Annotated in this window: 24 protein-coding genes; 7 read left to right on the forward strand and 17 right to left on the reverse strand. The window is 65.8% G+C overall.

Annotated elements, in window-relative coordinates:
* Positions 1-57: 57 nt before the first annotated feature.
* Positions 58-960 carry a LysR family transcriptional regulator gene (locus E0E05_RS09100; RefSeq protein WP_131616418.1) on the forward strand — a complete coding sequence of 301 codons (903 nt, stop codon included), beginning with the start codon at positions 58-60 and terminating at the stop codon, positions 958-960.
* 67 nt (positions 961-1,027) lie between these two features.
* Here E0E05_RS09100 and E0E05_RS09105 read toward each other — a convergent pair whose 3' ends face one another.
* Complete coding sequence (locus E0E05_RS09105) at positions 1,028-1,786, reverse strand: phytanoyl-CoA dioxygenase family protein (protein ID WP_131616419.1); 759 nt, start codon at positions 1,784-1,786, stop codon at positions 1,028-1,030.
* A 92-nt stretch (positions 1,787-1,878) separates the two neighbouring features.
* Here E0E05_RS09105 and E0E05_RS09110 point away from each other — a divergent pair, with 92 nt between their 5' ends.
* A complete protein-coding gene (locus E0E05_RS09110; RefSeq protein WP_131616420.1) occupies positions 1,879-2,751 on the forward strand; it encodes a helix-turn-helix domain-containing protein in 873 nt (290 codons plus the stop codon).
* 78 nt (positions 2,752-2,829) lie between these two features.
* Here E0E05_RS09110 and E0E05_RS09115 read toward each other — a convergent pair whose 3' ends face one another.
* The gene (locus E0E05_RS09115; RefSeq protein ID WP_131616421.1) at positions 2,830-3,507 is read right to left on the reverse strand and encodes an RraA family protein; all 678 of its coding nucleotides are present in this window, start codon (positions 3,505-3,507) and stop codon (positions 2,830-2,832) included.
* Between the two features lie 354 nt (positions 3,508-3,861).
* On the opposite strand from E0E05_RS09115, the gene E0E05_RS09120 reads away from it, so the two are divergent.
* Genes E0E05_RS09120 through E0E05_RS09130 form a run of 3 tightly spaced genes read left to right on the forward strand, consistent with a single transcriptional unit; the run spans position 3,862 to position 7,335 of the window.
* On the forward strand, positions 3,862-4,668 hold the full coding sequence (locus E0E05_RS09120) for an IclR family transcriptional regulator (RefSeq protein ID WP_158629318.1): 807 nt from the start codon (positions 3,862-3,864) through the stop codon (positions 4,666-4,668).
* Positions 4,655-6,178 (forward strand): M81 family metallopeptidase, encoded by a 1,524-nt coding sequence (locus tag E0E05_RS09125; RefSeq protein ID WP_131616423.1) that lies wholly within the window; start codon positions 4,655-4,657, stop codon positions 6,176-6,178. Before E0E05_RS09120 ends, E0E05_RS09125 begins: the two co-directional genes overlap by 14 nt.
* Positions 6,175-7,335, forward strand: a complete 1,161-nt coding sequence (locus tag E0E05_RS09130) for a M24 family metallopeptidase (protein WP_158629320.1) — start codon at positions 6,175-6,177, stop codon at positions 7,333-7,335. The genes E0E05_RS09125 and E0E05_RS09130 overlap by 4 nt, the downstream gene beginning before the upstream one ends.
* A gap of 54 nt (positions 7,336-7,389) precedes the next feature.
* Here the strand turns inward: E0E05_RS09130 and E0E05_RS09135 are convergent, their stop codons facing one another.
* The 6 genes from E0E05_RS09135 to E0E05_RS09160 all read right to left on the reverse strand — a co-directional run bounded on the left by E0E05_RS09135 (position 7,390) and on the right by E0E05_RS09160 (position 13,029).
* Positions 7,390-8,139: an SDR family NAD(P)-dependent oxidoreductase gene (locus E0E05_RS09135; RefSeq protein ID WP_131616425.1), complete on the reverse strand. Its 750-nt coding sequence runs from the start codon at positions 8,137-8,139 to the stop codon at positions 7,390-7,392.
* Between the two features lie 46 nt (positions 8,140-8,185).
* Complete coding sequence (locus E0E05_RS09140; protein WP_131616426.1) at positions 8,186-9,049, reverse strand: amidohydrolase family protein; 864 nt, start codon at positions 9,047-9,049, stop codon at positions 8,186-8,188.
* Positions 9,046-9,930 carry a dihydrodipicolinate synthase family protein gene (locus tag E0E05_RS09145; protein ID WP_131616427.1) on the reverse strand — a complete coding sequence of 295 codons (885 nt, stop codon included), beginning with the start codon at positions 9,928-9,930 and terminating at the stop codon, positions 9,046-9,048. The genes E0E05_RS09140 and E0E05_RS09145 overlap by 4 nt, the downstream gene beginning before the upstream one ends.
* Positions 9,931-10,012: 82 nt before the next feature.
* A complete protein-coding gene (locus tag E0E05_RS09150; protein WP_158629321.1) occupies positions 10,013-11,014 on the reverse strand; it encodes a LacI family DNA-binding transcriptional regulator in 1,002 nt (333 codons plus the stop codon).
* Positions 11,015-11,066: 52 nt separating this feature from the next.
* On the reverse strand, positions 11,067-12,149 hold the full coding sequence (locus E0E05_RS09155) for an SDR family NAD(P)-dependent oxidoreductase (RefSeq protein ID WP_131616429.1): 1,083 nt from the start codon (positions 12,147-12,149) through the stop codon (positions 11,067-11,069).
* Between the two features lie 10 nt (positions 12,150-12,159).
* Positions 12,160-13,029 (reverse strand): SDR family oxidoreductase, encoded by an 870-nt coding sequence (locus E0E05_RS09160; RefSeq protein WP_131616430.1) that lies wholly within the window; start codon positions 13,027-13,029, stop codon positions 12,160-12,162.
* Positions 13,030-13,186: 157 nt separating this feature from the next.
* On the opposite strand from E0E05_RS09160, the gene E0E05_RS09165 reads away from it, so the two are divergent.
* Together E0E05_RS09165 and E0E05_RS09170 are read left to right on the forward strand one after the other, a co-directional pair.
* Positions 13,187-14,077 carry an AraC family transcriptional regulator gene (locus tag E0E05_RS09165; RefSeq protein WP_131616431.1) on the forward strand — a complete coding sequence of 297 codons (891 nt, stop codon included), beginning with the start codon at positions 13,187-13,189 and terminating at the stop codon, positions 14,075-14,077.
* A gap of 266 nt (positions 14,078-14,343) precedes the next feature.
* On the forward strand, positions 14,344-15,198 hold the full coding sequence (locus E0E05_RS09170) for an SDR family oxidoreductase (RefSeq protein WP_131616432.1): 855 nt from the start codon (positions 14,344-14,346) through the stop codon (positions 15,196-15,198).
* A gap of 48 nt (positions 15,199-15,246) precedes the next feature.
* Here E0E05_RS09170 and msrA read toward each other — a convergent pair whose 3' ends face one another.
* The 9 genes from msrA to E0E05_RS09210 form a co-directional block, all read right to left on the reverse strand.
* On the reverse strand, positions 15,247-15,765 hold the full coding sequence (msrA, locus tag E0E05_RS09175; RefSeq protein WP_131616433.1) for a peptide-methionine (S)-S-oxide reductase MsrA: 519 nt from the start codon (positions 15,763-15,765) through the stop codon (positions 15,247-15,249).
* 126 nt (positions 15,766-15,891) lie between these two features.
* The gene (locus E0E05_RS09180; RefSeq protein WP_131616434.1) at positions 15,892-16,368 is read right to left on the reverse strand and encodes a DUF305 domain-containing protein; all 477 of its coding nucleotides are present in this window, start codon (positions 16,366-16,368) and stop codon (positions 15,892-15,894) included.
* Between the two features lie 92 nt (positions 16,369-16,460).
* A complete protein-coding gene (locus tag E0E05_RS09185; RefSeq protein WP_131616435.1) occupies positions 16,461-16,928 on the reverse strand; it encodes a hypothetical protein in 468 nt (155 codons plus the stop codon).
* A gap of 2 nt (positions 16,929-16,930) precedes the next feature.
* Positions 16,931-17,059 (reverse strand): hypothetical protein, encoded by a 129-nt coding sequence (locus E0E05_RS17795; RefSeq protein WP_280176629.1) that lies wholly within the window; start codon positions 17,057-17,059, stop codon positions 16,931-16,933.
* A gap of 11 nt (positions 17,060-17,070) precedes the next feature.
* Positions 17,071-18,009: a cation diffusion facilitator family transporter gene (locus tag E0E05_RS09190; RefSeq protein ID WP_131616436.1), complete on the reverse strand. Its 939-nt coding sequence runs from the start codon at positions 18,007-18,009 to the stop codon at positions 17,071-17,073.
* Positions 18,006-18,476: a c-type cytochrome gene (locus E0E05_RS09195; protein ID WP_131616437.1), complete on the reverse strand. Its 471-nt coding sequence runs from the start codon at positions 18,474-18,476 to the stop codon at positions 18,006-18,008. Before E0E05_RS09195 ends, E0E05_RS09190 begins: the two co-directional genes overlap by 4 nt.
* A gap of 51 nt (positions 18,477-18,527) precedes the next feature.
* Positions 18,528-18,995: a DUF411 domain-containing protein gene (locus tag E0E05_RS09200; RefSeq protein WP_131616438.1), complete on the reverse strand. Its 468-nt coding sequence runs from the start codon at positions 18,993-18,995 to the stop codon at positions 18,528-18,530.
* A 58-nt stretch (positions 18,996-19,053) separates the two neighbouring features.
* On the reverse strand, positions 19,054-19,383 hold the full coding sequence (locus E0E05_RS09205) for a hypothetical protein (RefSeq protein ID WP_131616439.1): 330 nt from the start codon (positions 19,381-19,383) through the stop codon (positions 19,054-19,056).
* A 56-nt stretch (positions 19,384-19,439) separates the two neighbouring features.
* The gene (locus tag E0E05_RS09210; protein ID WP_131616440.1) at positions 19,440-20,282 is read right to left on the reverse strand and encodes a fumarylacetoacetate hydrolase family protein; all 843 of its coding nucleotides are present in this window, start codon (positions 20,280-20,282) and stop codon (positions 19,440-19,442) included.
* Positions 20,283-20,294: the final 12 nt, after the last annotated feature.

Genomic DNA, 20,294 nt, shown 5'->3' on the forward strand with positions numbered 1-20,294 from the left:
ACAGCCTAGTGATAAATTGAATTGCTATCTTCTGATACGCCTATAAGCTGACATCATATGTTGTCGCATCTGTCCGCGCTTCTGCCGTACTTCATCTCCGTTGCCGAAACCGGCAGCCTGACGGCTGCCAGCCGGGCCCACGCGATCACGCAGCCGGCGCTGTCGAGGAGAATTCATCAGCTCGAGACCGCGCTCGGAACGGCGCTCTTTCGCCGCCATGCGCGCGGCATGTCGCTCACGTCCGCCGGAGAGGTCCTGCTCAGGCGCGCCCGCCTGATGCAGATCGAGACGCAGCGGGCGATCGATGAAATCCAGTTGCTCAAGGGTGAAGGCAAGGGAAGGATCACCATCTCCGCTGGACCCTACTGGTGCCTGACGATACTGCCCGAAGTGGTTGCCGAGGTGACCCGGACCTATCCGGGCTTCACATTCGACGTGCATCTTGCCGGCGCCAAGCCCGAGGTCGACGCGGTCGCCAGCGGCAGGTACGACCTTTATGCCGGCGGCTTCGATGTCACCTATTGCCGTGGTCTTGGTCTGGAAGTCGTGCAGGCCGCAACGCTCAGCTACATCGTGTTCGCGCCGCCGAGCCATCCGCTTGCCGACGCGATCGACATTGAGCTCGCCGAACTGGCCGCCCATCCCTGGGTGCAGTACCATGGCGACGGCGCCTGGCCATTCATCGTCGAAACCATCCAGCGCCAGGCCGATCGGCCCGTGAGCGTGCAGGTCAGTTCCGACTCTCTGGCCACGACACTGGAGCAGGCTGCGCGCGGTGCTTGCCTGATGGGTCTGTCGCAGCCGCTGGCCGACCTCGCCGCCCGCTTCGGTCTGCGGCCATTGGCATGCCAACCGCTGGATTTCCAGTTCCCCACCGGCTTCTGCTACGGTGCCTCGGCAAAGGATCTTCCCCCGCTCGCGCTCCTGATCGAGAAGCTCGAGGCAGCCGTCGCCGACTGAGCCGCGGTGGGGTCCAGCGCGGACCCGGCCAAACCGGAGCCCATCGAACGCGGCAACGCCGGTCCGTCTAGCCGCCATCGCGCCGCATCCAGTAATTGTCGACCGGAACGGCGCGCTTCACGGGCGGCGCCTGAATGATCAGGATATAGGCGCGCCGCTGCCTGGCCGTGCGATTGGGCCCGGCATAGTGCAGCGTCTTCGGCAAGTGCATCACGCAGCCCCCGGCCTGCAGCGGACAGGCGACCGTCGTGTGCGTCAACGCTTCGGGCTCATCCACCTCGAGCCCGTGAACCGAAGGGTCATGGCCGATGGGATGATGCGGCAGCACGTCGTTGCCATGCGAGCCAGGCACATATTGCATGCAGCCATTTTCGACATCGGTGTCGTCAAGCGCGATCCAGAAATTGATGCTGCGCTCGTCCATGGCCGGGTCGTGATAGGCCTGGTCCTGATGCCAGGGCGTGACATTGCCGACATGGGCGGGCTTGAAGATCATATGTTCGCCCATGACGGGCGTCGCGTCGCTGTCGAAATAGGCCTGCGTGATCGCGCTTGCGCGAGCGATGACGTCCAGATCGCGTAGCTCGGGCGCGTAGTCGGACGGCTCGAGGATCTGGGGCAATTTCAGGGAACCTTCTCTCTTGCCGCCGGCAAGATCGAACTGTCGGCCCTCATCCTGTCCGACCTTCTCCTTGAACAGGCGATCGAACATCGTCCTGATCGCATCGAGCTCGTCGCCGGAAACAAAGGACGAAACAGCCACGAACCCCTGTTCCGTCAAGGCGCGGCTCTGCTCGTCAGTCAGTACGGCTGCGCTTCTCTCCATCTTCTACCTCCCCTGCTCTCGCTTGGCGCGGTTGTGTAGACGATGGCAGCTGTGGCAGCGTTCACCGCTCTGTAGTGGAGGATTTCGAACACTTGCCCTACCGAGCGGAGTTCAAGGACGGCGCTACCAGTCTGCCGGAGCTGCCGGAAATCGGTCGGGCGTTGCAGAACGAGGCCATTTCCGGAGGGCTGCCCGAGCACACGCATGGCCGCGCGTTCGAATTCGTGGTCGTGACCAGGGGGCGGCTTTCCTGGTGGGTTGAACAGGAGGTTCTCGACCTGTCGGCGGGCCAGCTCCTGTGCACGAAGCCGGATGAGCGGCATGGGGCGGTCGGATCTGCGCTCGAGCCGAGCGAGATCATTTGGGTGCAGGTGCGTCTGGATCGACCCGGTGCGTTCGGCCTGTCGGACGAGGATCGCAGATCGTTGATCGCCGGACTGGACGATGCCCTGCGCACGGCGCCGGCGCTGCCGATACACGCGCACCATCTCAACAGCATCATGGATGCCTATGAGCGCGGCATCGCCCGGCAGGCTTTCGTGCGCGCGCACGCCATCTGTTTCCTGGAAGCCTCGCTCGACGCCCTGACCCGTCGGGAGACCGAGGCGCCCGACCCCCGGATCGCGCACGCAATGCGCATCATGCGCGCCGACCGCGAGGGGCGCTTGACCCTGCCGGCGATTGCCGATCGGGTCGGGCTCTCAGAGAGCTGGTTGCATGTCCTGTTCCAGCGCTCGACTGGCCTTTCGCCGGCAGCATGGTTGCGCGAGACCCGGATGGACGAGGCCAAGGCCCTCTTGCAACGCACGAACCGGACCATCACTCAGATCGCTCATGATCTCGGGTTTTCCTCCAGCCAGTACTTTGCCAGTGCGTTTCGCAAGCGGACCGGGCACGCCCCCAACGCCTATCGCCGATCAATACGGTCCGGCGTCGGGGGCATACCGGAGAAGGAAACCAATTGAACCCCGCGGTCCGGCGCTTGGCAGAGCCTTCGGGGGCCCGCTACACCGTCGAAAAGCATCACCTCTGACAACGTCGGCTCAAAGAATTCTGTGGCGGGTGAAGATGTCTCTCAGGGTTTCGCCGGCCGCCAGTTCGTTGCGCACGGTCGTCTCGGCGCGCACCTTGGACAACGCCTCGCCGACGATCATGAGGATGCGCGCGGCTGGAACGACGACCATGCCGTCCTCGTCTGCAAATACGAGATCGCCGCTGGCGATGTCGACGCCGCCGATCCTGCCCGGCACGTCGTAAAGCGCCAGCTTGCCGCGATACTTGGTATCGACGGGCGTCGTGCCGGAACACACCACGGGAAAGCCCATCGCACGGATCATGCGGGCATCGCGCACCGACCCGTCGGTGACGAAGCCGCCGGCTTTCAAAACCTGTGCCCGCGTCGAAAGCAGCTCGCCCCAGGGGGCAATGTGCGTCAGCCCGTGACAGGCCAGAACAGGCACCTCGTTCGGCTGCAGGCTGTCGACGAGGTCGATCTCCTCGCCGTACACGTCGAGGGCCTCGTCGTCGTGATAAACCGGCATGTAGATGCCCACGCGGGCGAGGCCGCACAGCGGCTTCGTCACGTCGAGCAGCCGCAGACCACCGCGCGGTGACTGATCGTACAGGCCGTAGCGGTCGAGCGTGTCGCTCAATACGGCGGCATAAAGCTCGCGACGGCAGGCTTCGATCGCCTCCTGGACGGTCGTCGGCATTTCGCTCATGACATCATCTCCTTGCATGGCGGGAAAAGGGTGGAGAACCGGTCGAAAAGGGGCCGGTGACCGATTGAGCCGCAAATTGCGTCGGCGTGAACCGCCGCGCGGTGAATCGGCGAACGCCGAATACCGGGCCGCGAAGGGGTACTGCGCGTCACTGCTTCGCAAGTGCCGCTCGCCGATGCAGGGCCCTCGCTCCGATCTAGATTCATAACGTCGTTCCGTCTTTCTTGGTACACTGTTTCATTTTTTATTGACATGTCGAGACCTTTTTGTGCTTGCTGTCGTCGTGCGCAGCCGCGCCCTGCAAATCCGCCCGCAGCCCGGAGTGCCGCCCGCAGCGCAGCGACGAGAACGAAGATGCCGCAAGACCTGCCGGCCGAGGACGCCCCCATCCGGGCCATACTGAATGCCATGGACGCGCTGGAGTTCATCGCGCAGTCGCGTCAGGGCGTCGGCGTGCGCGAACTGGCCCGCGCCCTTCGCCTGACGCCGGCGACGGCAAGCCGCGTCCTGGCCTCGCTGCAGGCGGGCGACATGCTCGACCAGGATCCGCACACGCAGCGCTACGACCTGGGCCCGCGGGCGCTGAAGATCGCCGCCGACCACAGCCGAAGCCTCAGCCTGCACGGCGTCGCCGAGCCCTCCCTGCGCGACCTGGCAGAGGCCACCGGCGAGACCGTCTTTCTCGGCGTGCTCGCCGGCGGCGAGGTCGTCGTCATCAACCGGATCGACTCGCCGCAGCCGCTGCGCATGGCCGGCGAACTCGGCACGCGAGAGCCCGCGTACTGCACCGCGCTCGGCAAGGTTCTCCTGGCCGCCACGCCGGAGCGCGAGCGCGCCGGGCTGATCGCCGGCCTTGACATGCAGCCGGACGCCGGGAACCGCGTCGGCACGCGCGAAGAACTGGCAGGTGCGCTCGAGACGACCGCCGGGCGCGGATGGGCCATCGACGACGAGGAACATTTCGCCGGCGTACGCTGTGTGGCCGCCGGCATCATCGACGTCGAGGGGCGCACCATCGCGGCGATCAGCGTTTCGGGGCCGGCAGTGCGGATGACAGACGACAAGATCGAGGCCACCGTGCCGACGCTGCGCGCTGCCGCCGCTGCCATCTCGCGCCGTCTCGGCCACCGCCCGGCGGACGCGCTCGATGCCCATGGCTGAGTCGGTACGGCGGATGCGCGTTGCGGTCGGCGGCTTCTATCACGAGACCAACACGCGGGCCCGCGCGCGCACGCGACTGGCCGATTTCAAGGCGTATCAGTATGCCGAAGGGACAGGTCTGGCGCCGACCTTTGCCGGCACCAACAGCGAAATCGGCGGGATGCTCGACTGGCTGGAGGAAAACGACCACGAGCCGGTGCCGCTTTTGTTCGCCGCCGCCGTGCCGTCCGGGCCGATCGAGCACGACTGCTACGTCCAGCTTCGGGAGCGCTTTCTGGCACTGCTCGCCGACGCTGGCCCGGTCGACGCAGTGCTGATCTCGCTGCACGGCGCCGCCGTGGTCGACGGTCTGGACGATGCCGATGGCGGCTTCGTCGCCGCCGTGCGCGCGGCCGTGGGCGCCAAGACGCCGATCGGCGTCACCCTCGACTATCACGCCAACATCAGCGCCGCCTTGTTCGAGGCGGCGAGCTTCGTGTCCGTCTACCGCACCTACCCCCACACCGACATGGCCGAGCGCGGCCGTGAGGCCGCGCGGATAACGCTGGCGCCCGACGGCCCGCCGGCCGGCGTCATGCGCAAGCTGCCGTTGGTCACCGTGCCGCTGGTGCAGGCGACCGGCGATCCGTCGATGGCCGGCACGATGCAAGCCTTCGGCGAGGCGCTGGCAGCGCCCGGTATCTCCAGCGTCTCGCTGGCGATGGGCTTTGCCTACGCCGACAGCCCCGATCTCGGCGCGACCGTGCTGGCCTATGCCCGCGAGCGGGAGCAGGCGGCAAGCGTCGCCGACCGCCTCGCCACCGCGGTATGGGCCCAGCGCGGCGCCCTGTTGCCGAAGCTCGTCACACTCGAGGCGCTGCCCGCGGCACTGGCCAGCGACCAGACGGGTACCACCGTCGTCGTCGACCCCTCCGACAATGTCGGTGGCGGCAGTGCCGGCGACGGAACGGCGGTGCTGGAGACACTGCTTGCCGCCGGTCTGGGCGGCGTGGTGGTCATCACCGATCCCGACGCGGTCGCGGAGGCGGAGACCGCCGGCCCGGGCGGCGCCTTCGATGCGGCAGTGGGCGCCAAGGCCGACACGCTGCACGGCCGTCCGGTGCGCTTCAAGGGCCTGGTGCAGTGGCTTGGCGACGCCTCCTTCACCAACACCAGCAGCTATATGACCGGCTTCGTGACCCGCATGGGCCGCTGCGCGGTCGTCAGCAATGGCAAGCTGCATGCGGTTCTGACAGGGCGACGGACCATGCCCTTCGACACGGGCATCCTGACCGCGGTGGGACTCGACCCGCAGGCGCAGCCGGTGATCGTGGTGAAGTCGGCGATTGCATGGCGCGCCGCGTTCGGGCCGCTCGCCCGGCGCGTTCTCGTGGCCGACACACCGGGCATCTGCCCGGCCCGGCTGCGCGCCGAGCACTACAGCAAGGCGCGGCGGCCGATCTGGCCGCTCGACCCCGACGTCGACCTAGACACCGACATCGACATCGAACAGAAAGCCCGCCAGCCATGACCGTCACCCGCGAGGACATCTTCCCGGCCTCCGAGTTCGAACAGCGCCGACAGCGCGTGCGCGGCGCCATGCGCGCGCGCAAGCTCGACGCGATCGTGCTGCACGATCCGTCGAACATCTACTATCTGTGCGGCCACCACACCCTCAATATCTGGGACTATCAGTGCCTCGTGCTGCCGCTCGACGGAACGCCGTTCATGCTGCTGTGGCAGTTCGAGCAAGGGCGCTTCAACGCCAGCGCCACGGCCTGCGAAGCGGTCTATTTCGGCAACGGCGCCGATCCGGTTGCCGCGACCGCCGAGACGCTTGCGGCGCGCGGCCTCGGCCGGACGCGTATTGGCCTGGAGGCCGGCGGCAATTTCCTGAACGCTGCGCGGCACGCCGCGCTCGTCGACGCCCTGCCGGCGGCGCGCTTTGCCGACGCAAGCGGTCTCGTCGAGGATGCCCGCGCCGTGAAGTCCCCGGCCGAGATCGACGTGATGCGGCAGGCCCAGAATGTCACCGACGCGACTATGCGCGCCGCCCTCGCCGCCATCCGGCCCGGCGCGAATGATCGCGAGATCACCGGCGCCATGGCCGATGCGCTGATTGCCGGCGGCACGCAGGGCTTCTCGATCTTCCCGATGGTCGCCGTCGGCGCACGGTCGGGCGTGCCCCATCATGCCCAGATCGGCGCCACGGTCGCGCTCGGCGACACGGTGTTCCTGGAATGCTCGCCGGCGCTCCACTGGTATCACGCGCCGCTCATGCGTACCGCCGTTCTCGGCGCACCGCGCGACCCTTTCGTTGAGGAGGTGGCGGCCGTTGGCACCGAGGCGATCGAAGCAATGATGCAGGCGATGAAGCCGGGCGTGCGGGCCTGCGAGGTCGCCGAGGCGGGCGCTCGCATCGTCGACCGCATCCGCGACGACATCCTGTTCCACGACTTCTACGGCTACTCGGTAGGTATCGGCTTCCCACCCACCTGGATCGCCGGCGGCTCGATGCAGATCACGCGCGACAACACCCGGCCATTGGAAGCCGGCATGACCTTCCATTTCCCGATGACCCTGCGCCGGCTCGGCGTGTTCGGCGTCGGGCAGAGCCGAACCGTCGTCGTCACCGAGACCGGCTGCGAGGCGCTCAGCGCGCTGCCGCTCGGCCTCGACAGGCTGTAGAGCCGACGGCGCGAATGCCCGCTAGGGCGCGGCGCCGTGCCCGGCTTGCGCACCTTAGTAGGTGGCGCGCCCGCCCGAGATGTCGAAAACCGCACCGGTGCTGAACGAGCAATCGTCCGAGGCCAGCCACAGACACATCTTGGCCGCTTCCTCGACGGTGCCGAACCGGCCCATCGGCACCTTCGACAGCATGTAATCGATGTGCTCCTTCGTCATCTGGTCGAAGATTTCGGTTCTGATGACCGCCGGAGTAACGGCGTTGACGCGGATGCCGGTGGCGGCAAGCTCCTTGCCGAGCGACTTGGTGAGCCCCAGCACGGCCGCCTTCGATGCGCTGTAGGCGGCGGCATTCGGATTGCCCTCCTTGCCGGCGATCGAGGCGATGTTGACGATGCGGCCGTAGTCGGCCTTCTGCATCGCCGGCAGCACCGCCTGGCAGCACAGGAACGTGCCGTTCAGGTTGACGTCGATGACGCGGCGCCAGGCGTCGGCATCGTAGCGGGCGACGGTTTCGTTCGGCCCGGTGATGCCGGCCGAATTCACCAGGATGTCGATGCGCCCGGCGCGCGCCAAGACGTCCGCGGCCGCCGCTTCAACCTGCGCCTTGTCGGTGATGTCGAGCGCCGTCGCGTCGACACGCTCCGCACCGATGGCGTCGGCCGCGCCCTGCACCCGGTCGGGCGCGTTGTCCCACAGCCAAACCGAGGCGCCGGCGGCATGAAAGCGGCGCGCGAGCTCGAGCCCGATACCGCCGGCGCCGCCAGTAACGATCACGCTCTGGCCGGTGAAATCATATGTCAGCATAGTCATCTCCAGATCAGCCGGAACTCCACAAGCTCCGACGGCGCGTTCAGACCGGCGTGTGCCACCACGCCTCGAACGGGTTGTTGTATAAGATGGTGTCGATCACCTCGGCGCTGACGGGGGGCACGCGCGCCTCCTCGCGTTCCTGCGAGCAGGCGAGCAGCCCGTCGACCGCCTCGTCGAAGGTCGAGAACGGGAAGTCGGTGCCGAAGAACACCTTGTCGGCGATCGAATAGTCCTGGATCTCGGCCAGACACTTCTGAAAAATCCACGGCCGGTAGCAGAGGCCGGTGATTTCGCCGTAGACATTGGGGTTCTTGCGCACGATCACCGCCGCCTCGGCCGTCCAGGGATGGCCCATATGCGCCATGATGATCTTGAGATCCGGATAGGCGAGCGCAACCGGATCGACATGCAGCGGACGGCCAAAATCGATGCGCGTCTTGGGCGGGAAAGTCGTTCCCATGTGCATCGTCAGCGGCACGTCGTTGGCCTGGCAATAGGCATAGACTGGCTGCATGCGCGGGTCGTCGAGTCCCACCCCGTTGTAGATGGGGCCGAACTTGACGCCCTTGAACTTCAGCTCTTCGATCGAGTGCCGCAGCCGCTCCATGTAGTCGGGGCGGCGCGGATCGACATAGGCGAAGCCGACGAATTTGTCCGGATATTTGGCGACCGCCGCCGCCGTGGTTTGCTCGGCGCCCTGGATACCGATGCTGTCGCCGTACTGGGGGCTAAACACGATGATGCGGTCGAAGGCCGCAAGCTCGCGCGCCAGCGTGTCGGCGTCGCTTGCCGGCGGAAGACCGCCGGGCCGCACGCGGCCAAGTTGTTCGTGGTAGACGGGCAGATACTGCTCGGGGTCCCACACATTGACGTGGCAGTCGTAGGCCGGCTTCTTCAGCTTCATGCCGCACCTCCCGCCGTTGCGAAAACGGCCTGCGCCCAATGGTCGATGCGGGCGCGGCCGAAAGCGCTGGCGGCGCTGTGCGGCGGGCGGCTGATCCCGCTGAGCGCCGACAGGCGCCGTGCGATGAGCGGTTTGCCGTAGACCAACAGCGTGTCGATCGATTCCATCATCATGTGCCACAAGGGCAGCGTTTCCTTGTAGAGCGCCAGGGCGTGCGCCCTGTCGCCTTCGTTGCCCGACACGTAGAGGCGGTAGATCCGCGAGGAGATGTCGCCGGTCTCGGCGCCCGGAATGAAGCCGGCGCAGCCGGCTTCGATGCAGTCGATCATGCCAACCCCGGCCTGACCGTTGAAGACGTCGAAAGCACCTTCGGTGCGCGTGATGAAATCGCTCACCCCGAGCGCCGACATCTCCGTCTTCATCATCGTCAGATTGGGATGCTGGGCCTGCATGCCAAGCAGGCTTTTGACCGTGAAGCCCTGGCCCAGATACTCCGGCGCGATCTGGATGCCGACCGGCAGATCGACGCCGTCGGCGACGGTTCCGAAGAACCGCATATGCTCGGTCTCCGACACATCGCGCACGGCGGCCGGCTGCAGGATCAGCCAGCTCGCTCCGTACTGCTTGGCCATCCGGCCGAAGGCGATCTGGTCGCGGGCCGTCCGCTCCGCGACGGTCACGGCCAGCGGAACGCGTCCGGCGATCGTCTCGCCGACGCACTCGACGACGCGGGCGCGCTCGTCCGCCGACAGCTTGTGCACCTCGCCGGCCAGCCCAAGAACCGTGATGCCCGCCGCGCCCCAGTCGATGAGGGCCTCGGTCTGCACGCGGATCGCGGCCAGGTCGAGCTCTCCGTTCTCGTCAAAGAACGTGTAAGCCATGGGGTAGACACCCCTGTAATTGGTCTTCGACACTGTGTTTTCCTCGTATGAGCCGCGCGGCCGACCCGCATGCGGCGACTGCTTAGGTTGTCTCGCCCTGGATCAACTCCACCGGGAGAACGATGTCATTGTCCGCGAACTCGCCCTCGTCGATGCGTTGGCACAACGCATCGGCAGCGCGGCTGCCGAGCTGTTCCGCAGGCGAGGCGACGGTCGTGATTCTGGGCTGGAAGTAGCGCCAGAAGTCGAACCGGTTGAATCCGGTGAGCATGACCTCGTTCGGCGGCGTGAGCCCGCGCGCGGAGAGCACGGCATAGGCGGCAATCGCCATCTGGTCGTTCGCCGCCAGTACCGCGTCGGGTGTATGCCCGGCGTCAAGGTAGCCGGAGAGCGCACGCTGCACATCGGCGTCCTTCTCGCTGTCGGCGGCAAGCAGCGTCATCGTGACGCCGTGGCTGGCCGCCACGGCCTCTCTAGCGCCGGCAACCCGCTCGCTGATGGCGGGCCACTCCACCCGCGGCACGACCATCAGGATCGACCTCGCCCCGCGCGCCATAACGTGCTCGGCCAGGAAACGGCCGCCAGCACGGTCGTCCTGCCGCACCGCACACATGTCCGGCTCGGTGGTCTCGACACTTTCCTGGAAGACGACGATGGGCTGGCGCAGGCTCTTCAGCAGCGTGTGCAGGTTGTATTTCGTCGGCTGGCTGCCCGAAAGGAGCAGGCAAAGTCCGTCGGTTTCCATCCGGCGGAAGGCGGTAGCCTCGCTGAGCTCGTCGGTGAAGACGCCCTGTATGGTCAGGGAATAGCCGAGTTCGGCGAGTTGCGCGCAAAGCCCGTCGGCCAGCGCAGCGATGAACGGGTCGCCCAGAAACTTGCGCTCGTCGTAGAGCACCACGAATCCGATGGAAAAGGTGCGCGAGGAGCGCAGCGCACGTGCGGCAGCGCTCGGACGGTAGCCCAGCTCGTCGATCGCCGCGGCAACGCGGCGCCTGGTTTCCTCGCCGACCAGATGGTCGCGACCGTTGATGACGTTTGATACGGTCATCACCGAGACGTCGACCGCGGCCGCGATCTCCTTCATCGTCACCTTATTTTTTGCCATCGGACCAACTCACCCTGACCGCCACCGCCGCTCACGCGGCCTCGATCCACATCTGGCGGTCTGCGGCACCCTTGAACCAGACGTCCCGACAGGCTGCGGCCATCAGATCGATGTCATCGAGATGTTCGGCCGTGGCGATGATCGTACCGGCGATCGGTCCGTGCGGCCCTGTCAGCAGGCTGTTTCCGGCCTCGTAGAAATAGGCCAGGTCAAGCGCCAGTTCGCCTTCGCCGACACCGGGGATACCGGGCGGCAGCGGCACGCCCTGCGGTAGCGGCAGATAGAGAAGGTCACCCCGCGAGGGATAGACGGTAAGGCTCTCGGCCGGCGGCACCGGATCGGGCATCTGGCACAGCATGTATATTTCGTTGTTGGCGTATTTGGCGTGCCACACCTGGTGGCGCAGGCGGTCCCGGGGCTCGATAACGGCCTGCCAGACGACCTCGGCGACGACTTCGGGGGCCGACGGGTTCGCGGCCAGCTTGCCGAACAAACGCCCCATGGCCGCGGCGGTCGGGGCGTAGTCCGAAAGGGTTTCATCCATCGCGAAGTCGAAGGAGCGGCCGCCGAAGTCTGTCTTGATCATGCCCGGCTCGACGATGCGCACCCGGATCCCGAGCGGTTCCAACTCGTAGTGCAGCGCCTCGGACAGGCCTTCGACGGCGAACTTGGTCCCGTGGTAGAGTGTGCCGAGCGGGAAGGTGATCTGCCCGCCGATGGACGAGATGTTGACGATCGTGCCCGAGCGGTTCGCCCGCATGTGGGGCAGCACGGCCTTCGTCACCTCCAGAAGCCCGATCACGTTGGTGTCGAACTGGCGCCGGATGCGCTCGGCCGAGAAGGCCTCGAGCGGGCCATAGGCACCGTAACCCGCATTGTTCAGAAGCGCATCGATGCGGCCGAACTGGTTTATGCCGTCAGACACCGCCGCAGCGATGGAGCCCGCATCGGTCACATCCAGCCGGGTGACGAACACGTTGTCTAGCGTGGCCAGGTCGGTACTCGCGGCGGGGTCGCGCATGGTGGCGATGACGTTCCAGCCCTCGGACTGGAAGCGCATCGCGGTGGCCTTGCCGATGCCGGAGGAGGCACCGGTGATCAGGATAGTGTTCATGGCGCTCTCCTCAGGCGTTCAGGTCGAGCATCTGGGCGATGCCGAAATTGGTGAAGACCGTGCGCGTCACATCATGCAGCAACTCGTTGTAGCGTTCGATCTGCGGGCCGACCCCGGTGTGATCGACAACCGTGCGGAACGGCTTTTTGCCAAAGGGCATGTCCAACAGGGCCGCCACCGCCTCGGCGATGCGCTCGGGCCGCTGGTCGGGCGTCGCGTCCAGCATCTGCGCCAGCCCGGCCGCCGACATCGCGGGCACCTGCGCGAAGTCGCCGTAACCGACCTCGCGGTCGGGATCGTTCGGAGCCACCATTCCGTCAAAAAAGGCCGTCGGCATCGCGCCTGGCTCGATGATGCAGGATTCGATGCCGAAGCCGGAAAGCTCGCTCCGGTAGCATTCCACGATAGCCTCCAGCGCCCATTTCGACGCCGAATAGGTGCCGTAGAAGGGCGTGGCGATGCGCCCGATCAGGCTGGAGGTGTAAAGGACCGTGCCGTGTCCTTGCGCGCGCATGTGAGGCAAGGCCGCGCGCATCACGCGCTGTACGCCCGTCACGTTCACGTCGAAGACTCGGCCCATTTCCTCGGGCGACATCAGTTCCTGGATTCCATAGGAGCCGATCCCGGCATTGTTGAACAAGACGTCCAGACCGCCGAGCGCCGCGATGGCTTCGGCCACCCCGGCTTCAGTGCTGGCGGTGTCCGTAACGTCCATCTCGACGACCCGCGCACCGGCGGCCTCCAACTCCGCCACAGTGTCGGCGTTCCGCCCCGCGCGGCTGCGCACGCTGCCCGCGACCGCGTTCCCGCGGTCCAGCAGCGCCAGCGCCGTGGGCTTGCCGAAGCCGCCCGCGATTCCTGTGATAAACACCTTCGCCATTGTCGTCCTCCTCATGTGTTGGTCAGACCGACCTTAATGCGGCGGGGGCGTCCATTCTTTCCTGATTGACCGGATTTCTTGCCTGATCCTCCGCGAGCGAAAAATTTCGTACAAGAAGGTAAGGCTTCTGTGCTAGGCAGGCCACAAGGAGGAAAGCATGGGTCACAAAGCCCTTCTGGATCATGTATCGGCTTTGCTCGACTGGGAAGGCCGCACGCAGGGCGCGCTCGCGCATGCCCCGAGCGGCCTGCATTTCCTGCGGTTCGCGGCTCCGACCGGACAGGACGCGATCGTCTACCGCCCGCTTCTCTGCCTCGTTCTGCAAGGCGCCAAGGAGGTCGGCACGAGCAAAAGGACCCTGCGTATCGCCGACGGACAATCGCTGGTCGTCAGCCATGCCTTGCCGGTCGTCTCGCGCATTACCGAGGCCACGCCGGATCGTCCCTACGTCGCACTGGTCTTTCCGATCGACCTCGACCTCCTGCGGGGATTGGCCGCCGACGTGGCGCCCGCCCATGCCGCCAGTCAGCCTGACCCGTTCTCGATCTCGCTCTGCCAGACCGACCTGGAGATGGAGGGGGCGCTTCTGCGCTATCTCGGGCACTGCGATCACGAGGAGTCGCGCCGCCTGCTGGCCCCGATCACGGCGCGCGAAATCCATGCCCGACTCCTCCTCGGCGCCCATGCCGAACCGCTGCGCAAGCTCCTTTGGCACGAGACGACGGCCAGCCGCATTTTCCAGGCCACGCGCGAGATCCAGTCGGACCTTGCCCGCCCCTTGGTGGTCGGCGCGCTGGCGGAGCATGCGGGCATGAGCAGTTCGGCCTTTTTCGAGCACTTCAAGGCGGTCACCGGCACCTCGCCGCTGCAATACCAGAAGGACTTGCGACTCCTGCGCGCCCGCGACGCATTGCGCAGCACAAACGAGAAGGTCTCTGAGGTTGCGTTCGGGGTCGGATACGAAAGCTCGGCCCAGTTCTCGCGGGAATACGCCCGCAAGTTCGGTGTGCCTCCAAGACAGGACCGCTCCGTCCACGCAGCAGAGTAACTTTTCGTCATCTATAAGCCGATTTGGATGGCAGTCGCTTCTTGAGCAAATGACTAGTTCGAACTTAGGAAAAACAAATAAATTCATATGCTTAGGTGGCAGAGAAGGTTCGACGTCAGGCCCATCCCCTCCGCCACAGGACGCCTCATTCCACCCCCCCCCCCGGCCTTCCTCCGACCGGCACGCATGCACCGCCGTGTTCCCCACCGGGAACCGGGCCGTTCGCCAGCCGTTGCCAAGACAAGTCAGAGTTGAAGGAGAACGTCATGCCACACGCGCCAGACATTCCTGCCCAGCATCAGGATGCGATGCCCGCCGATGAACACAGGATGGACCCGGCGCCGGACTACGAGCCGCGCTTTCCGGGCGTCGGCAAGCTGCAGGGCAAGGTCGCGCTGATCACCGGCGGCGACAGCGGCATCGGCCGCGCCGTATCCGTCCTGTTCGCCCGCGAGGGCGCCAGGATCGGCATTGTCTATCTGCGCGAGGACCGCGACGCCGAGACCACCAGACAACTGGTCGAACGCGAGGGCAGCGAAGCGCTGCTGATCAAGGGCGACATCGGCGAGAAAGGGTTTGCCACCAAGGCGGTGGCCAGCACGGTCGAGGCCTTCGGTGGGCTCGATATCCTCGTCAACAACGCCGCCCAGCAATATTTCTCGAACGATCTGACCGAGATCGACGAACAGCAGATCCGGCGCACCTTCGACAGCAACGTGATGGGCTATTTCTTCATGACCCAGGCCGCGCTCGAACATCTGTCGGAGGGCGATGCGATCATCAACACCGCCTCGGTCAACGCCTTCAAGGGCAATCCGGTGCTGGTCGACTATTCATCGACGCGTGGCGCGATCACCGCGTTCAGCCGGTCGATGGCCCTGCAGCTTCTCGATCGCGGCATCAGGGTCAACTGCGTCGCGCCGGGTCCGATCTGGACACCGTTCATTCCCGGTTCGATGCCGCCGGACAAGGTCGAGGGGTTCGGCGCCAACGCGCCGATGGGCCGTGCCGGCCAGCCATGGGAGGTGGCGACCAGCTATCTGTTCCTGGCCACGCAGGAATCGAACTATTTCACGGGCCAGACCCTGCATCCCAACGGCGGCAAGATCGTCGGCTCGTGATTTGGTCGGCGCGCCGCGCGATCGTACCGCGCGGCGCCCGGTTTCCGATCACCCGACGCGCGCCTGTTCCCGTTTCGGCAGCGTCCAGTTCGGCCGGGGGAAATGGCAGGTGTAGCCGTTCGGGAAACGCTCCAGATAGTCCTGATGCTCCGGCTCGGCCTCCCAGAAGGTCGGTGCCGGGGACACCTTGGTGACCACCCTGCCCGGCCACAGGCCTGACGCCTCGACATCGGCGATCGTATCGCGCGCCGTCTCGCGCTGTTCCTCGGACGTATAGAAAATCTCCGAGCGATAGGACGAACCGATATCGTTGCCCTGCCGGTCGATCGTCGTCGGATCGTGAATCTGGAAGAAGAACTCCAGAAGGTCGCGGTAGGAGATCACGCGCGGATCGAATTCGATCTCGATCGCCTCGGCATGGCCGGGATGGTTGCGGTAGGTCGGATTGTCGTTGCGGCCGCCGGTGTAGCCGACGCGCGTTCCGAGCACGCCCGGACGCTTGCGGATCAGGTCCTGCATGCCCCAGAAACATCCGCCGGCCAAAACGGCTCTTTCGGTGTTGGCCATATGGGCTCTCCCTTCGATTGGTGATGTGCGCCGCGTCGCCGACGGGCATTGCCGTCGTCGGTGGCGCCTCGACCGCCAATATAGGCGGTGGGCGCCGGCCGGACCATAGCGCTGGCGATCACGTGATCACTCTCCGTCGATCTCCGGCGTCGCCGGCGGCCCGCCCTTCAGATCGGCGATCAGCGCCTTCATCTCGTCGATTTCCAGCCGCTGCGCCGCGATGATCTCGTCGGCCAGTTTTCGGACGCGCGGATCGGAGATTTCGGCCCGCTCGCTCGTCAGGATGGCGATCGAATGGTGCGGGATCATCGCGCGCATGTAGGACACGTCCTGCACGGTGGTCTGGCTGCGCAGCAGGAACAGCGAGGCCGCGAACACGATCGCGCTGCCCGCGAAGATGGCGATGTTGACGTTTCGGTTCGAATACATGCCGAGCATGAAGCTGAGCATGATCACGGCCATCGCCGCGCCCATGTAGAGCGCCATGTAGGTGCGGGTCTCCGAATAGAAGACGTGATCGATCGCGTAGGTGTTCAGATACATCAGGCCGAACATGACCACGGTTGACGTTCCGATCATCGCAAAGAAGCGCCAGTATGACATTGTTTTCCCTCCAGATCGTGGCACACGCGGCGCGCCGTTCGGCTCACCGCATGCACTCAACAACCTTCCAGCGGCGGAAGGTTCCGCAGCCGCTACCGTGTGCGCACGACCCGTCGCGTCAGGCTGGCCACGAGCAGCGGGATGACGAGCCACTGGACGAGCGGCGACAGCCCGGTGCCGAACGGCGGCACGCGCGGCATCAACTCCGAATAGGTCCAGCGCAGCGAGACCTCGGTGTAGTAGTATTCGAAGCCCACCGTCAGGCCGACGCCGACCGCCACGAACAGGCCCAGCTGCCAGCCGGCCGGATTGGCGATCCAGCGCCGCGAGCGCGCGGCCAGCGCCGTCACCCAAAAGGCGGTCAGCGCGAAACCGACATCGCCGACCGTCGCCGACAGGCACACCTTGATACCCTGCCAGTGGTTCATGTCGGCCATCCCGGCATAGGTCGGCACCTGCACGAATTCCCAGACGAAATGCAGGCAGAAGGACAGGAAGGCGACGGTCACCTCGGGCACGGCCCAGAGCGAGCGGTCGGGCGCTGGCGTCTCGGTGGTCATGCTCATCGCATCAGATACTTGATGAGCGCGGCGATGCCGAGCACCAGCACGATCAGGACGAGCAGCCACACAAGGCCCATTCCGCCCATCCACCAGCCGCCATTCATCATCGTGTCGTTTCCGAACATCATGTCGTGTCCTTTCACTTGCTCGTTTGGTTATGCGTGACGTCGATCGCCGATGCGCCCTCTTCGTCGAGGCATTCGGTCTCGATCTGCACGGTGGAGAAGAAGAAGCCGTACCGGTCGCGCAGCATTGCGTGCGCGGCCTGGAGCAAGTCGGCTTGATCGCCGGCGCGGTCCTGGGCGATGCGCAGGTGCGCCGAAAACACGTAGCGGCCGCTCGTCAGCGCCCAGCCATGGACGTGATGAACATCGGCGACCCCGTCGAGTTCCGAAAGGGCGGCGATCACCTCGGACAGGTCGATTTCGGGCGGGGTTCCGTCCATGAGCAGGTGCACCGCATCGCGCATGATGCCCCAACTCGCCCACAACAACACCAAACCGAAACCGATCCCCAGCAGCGGGTCGATCGCGAGAAACCCGGTGAACTGGATGACCAGCGCGGCGACGATGATGATCAGGCTGCCGACGAAGGTCTGGATGATGTGCCAGTAGGCGCCGCGGACGTTCAGGTCCTCGCCCTGCTGGCGGAACAGAAGCCACAACGCGATGACTTCGGTGACGATGCCGCCGGCCGCGACCAGCAGCATCGGCGTCGTCGGCAGGTCGATCGGCTGGCCAAGGCGCATCACGCCCATGACGATGACGATCAGCGCCATGATGAGAAGGAACGCGCCATTGACCAGTGCACCGATAATCTCGGCGCGATACCAGCCGAAGCTGCGCTTCATGTCGGCCGGCCGGCGCGCGACACGCGCGGCGATGATCGCGACGAGAACGCCACCGACCGCCGAAAAGGTGTGAAAGGCATCGGAGATGACGGCGATCGAGCCGGTCCAGAGCCCGACGATCAGTTCGGCGACGAAGTAGAGGCCGGTGAGCCAGGCCGAAATCGTCAGCGCCCTGCCGCCGGACGGCAGGTGCCCCGCATGGCCATGGCCGGAATGGGTTTCGCTCATTGTGCCCTGCCCGCGTAACGTCGATTGAGTTCGTCATGGCCCTGCCGGATCTCGGCCGGCCATGTGCTCTTGATGTAGCTGAGGACCGCGATGATCTCGGTGTCGCCCAGCACGCCCTCATAGGCCGGCATGGCCGACTGGTAGCCGTCGAGATTGGCGGCACGGGCTACGCCATGTTTGGTGATGTCGAACAGCACCCGGTCCGGATGGTGCCAGGTATGGCCCGTCTCGTCGTGCGGCGGCGCCGGCATGAGCCCGTCAGGTCGCCGGGTCTGCCAGTCCGGCTCGCCTTCGAGCGAGGCGCCGTGACAGGACGCGCAATTGGCTTCGTAAAGCGCCTCGCCACGCGTCACGGTCGGTGCGTGATCCGGGCGCAAGAGCCCGCCCGCATCAGCGTTGCCAAGCCAGAACACCACCATGGCGGCCACAACGACCACCATCGCAGCGCCGGCCGCGAGCCACAACATTCCCCTCATCGCGGCTTGCCGCCGGCGACGTTCATCAGTCGGGCGCGCATGTCACTCGCCCATCCGCATGAACACGGTCGGCGCCACCCCGTCGCGCGTGAACGCATGAACGGTGTAGCGCGCTCCCGGATCGAACCCCATGCCGAGCGAGCCCTGCGGCATGCCGGGCACGGCGATGCCAGCAATGTCGGGTCTTTCATGCATCAGCCGCTCGATCGCCTCGGCCGGCACGTGCCCCTCGAGCACATATTTGCGGTCCGTGCCGATCACCGAGGTGTGGCAGGCGGCCATGTCGTCGGTCACGCCGCCCTGCTGCTTGATCAGCGTCAGGTCTTCCATCTCACGTGTTTCGACGGTGTACCCCGCCTCGATCATGCGGTCCGCCCACACCTGGCAGCATCCGCACCAAGGCGTCTTGAATACGGTGATGGACGTGTCGGCTTTGGCTTCCTGCGCGAATGCGCCACTGGAAGCGATGAGGGTCATGGCCAGCGCCATGCCCGTAACGGTTCTCTTCATGGATCAATTCCGATTGTCTGATTTCACGAAGGCGCCCGGAGGCGCCGATCAACGGAAATCAGGCGGCAATCGGCGGTCGGAACCGGGTCGTGTCGAGCCCCTCGGGCAGTGACGCGTCACGAAGCAGCACCAAGCCGGCATCGGTTATGAGCGAGGTCGGCTGAAGCGCAGGAACGCCCGTGGCACAATCCATCGGACAGGCCCCGGCGGCATGATGCATCGCCCCATCGGCGCTCGCGCAGCAATCGGCCATCATGTCGGCCATGTCGGCGGCAGTGATCGGCGCCTCGTGGACCGTGTCGGCCGCCGCGCCATCGAAGGCACTGCCGGGGATCGCCATGACCACCAGCAGGGCAAGCATCGAAAAAAGGCCGACGAAACGCTTCATGCGCTCCCGAATACGATGAATCGAACCTCTTTTCCAGCCCGACGAACGTCTTCGGTTCAGGCCTGGCCGACCCGCTGGGTCTGCTCGCCGAGCCCCGCGATGCCAAGCCGCATCGTCTGCCCCGCCTTGAGGTAGGTCTGGGGATCCTGTCCCATGCCGACGCCGGGCGGCGTTCCCGTCGAGATGATGTCGCCGGGCTGCAGGCTCATGAACTGGCTCAGATAGCTGACCAGATGGGCCACCCCGAACACCATCGTCGCGGTCGATCCGTCCTGGTAGCGGTGGCCGTCAACCTCGAGCCACATGGCAAGGTCCTGCGGGTCGGCGATCTCGTCGCGCGTGACCAGCCACGGGCCGATCGGGCCGAACGTGTCGGCCGACTTGCCCTTGACCCACTGGCCGCCGCGCCGGATCTGGAAGTCGCGCTCGGAGACATCGTTGATCACGCAGTATCCGGCGACATGGTCCATCGCCTCGGCCTCGCTGACGTAGCGCGCCTCGCGGCCGATCACCACGCCGAGCTCCACCTCCCAGTCGGTCTTCTCGGAGCCGCGGGGAATCAGCACCTCGTCGTTCGGCCCGCAGATCGCCGAGGTCGCCTTGAAGAAGACGATCGGCTCTTCCGGCACGGCCTGCCCGGTCTCGGCGGCGTGGTCGGAATAGTTCAGCCCGATGCAGATAAACTTGCCGACCGCGCCGACGCACGGACCGATGCGCGTTCCCTCGGCGACGGACGGCAGGGTCGACGGATCGATCGCGGCCAGCGACTCCAGTCCCTCGGGCGTGAGCGCGTGACCGGCAATGTCGTCGACGTGCCCCGTCAGGTCGCGCATCTTCCCTTCCGCATCGACGATGCCGGGCTTTTCGGATCCAGATGGGCCGTGGCGCAGAAGCTTCATGATCGTGGTCCC

The sequence above is a fragment of the Roseitalea porphyridii genome, assembly GCF_004331955.1.
Lineage (GTDB): Bacteria > Pseudomonadota > Alphaproteobacteria > Rhizobiales > Rhizobiaceae > Roseitalea > Roseitalea porphyridii.